2 tRNA genes and 1 rRNA gene are annotated in these 619 nt (G+C 46.4%); all 3 read right to left on the bottom strand.

Features of this window, described 5'->3' with window-relative positions:
* Nucleotides 1-302: 302 nt before the first annotated feature.
* A tRNA-Ala gene (locus tag GCN74_RS28250) sits at nucleotides 303-378 on the bottom strand.
* A gap of 19 nt (nucleotides 379-397) precedes the next feature.
* Nucleotides 398-474: transfer RNA gene (locus GCN74_RS28245), tRNA-Ile, on the bottom strand.
* An 81-nt stretch (nucleotides 475-555) separates the two neighbouring features.
* Nucleotides 556-619: ribosomal RNA gene (locus tag GCN74_RS28240) — 16S ribosomal RNA — on the bottom strand; the annotation flags it as partial.

Raw genomic sequence — 619 nt, 5'->3', positions numbered from 1 at the left:
ACTACGTCCTTCATCGCCTGTAATCGCCAAGGCATCCACCATGTGCACTTATTCGCTTGTCCCTATAACGTTAGCCTCTGATAACCGAAGTCATCAAAGAGCGCTACAGGGATAAGAAAGTACAACGCTGTTGCTTGTTTGTTGATACATACAATCATTACCCATCGATTTATGTTTTACGATAAACCGATCAATAAATAATCTTTACTTCTTCCAGATTGTTAAAGAACATACAGCACTTGGTCTCGAAAAGACCAAACCTAAATTCAATCACCGCTGTGATCAACTTACGTTTGAACTTTTGGTGGAGGATGACGGGATCGAACCGACGACCCCCTGCTTGCAAAGCAGGTGCTCTCCCAGCTGAGCTAATCCCCCTGAGATTTACTACAGAAACTGGTAGGGCTGGTTGGACTCGAACCAACGACCCCCGCGTTATCAACACGGTGCTCTAACCAGCTGAGCTACAGCCCCAAATGCTGTTCTTTATATTAACAGCCGATAAGTGTGAACATTTGATGCGTGAACCAGTTACCCGGTTCGTGCAAACTCTAGAAAGGAGGTGATCCAGCCGCACCTTCCGATACGGCTACCTTGTTACGACTTCACCCCAGTCACG

It is taken from the genome of Janthinobacterium sp. FT14W, assembly GCF_009208755.1.
GTDB classification, from domain to species: Bacteria; Pseudomonadota; Gammaproteobacteria; order Burkholderiales; family Burkholderiaceae_D; genus Janthinobacterium; species Janthinobacterium violaceinigrum.
This window is presented reverse-complemented; position numbering and strand designations above follow the sequence as displayed.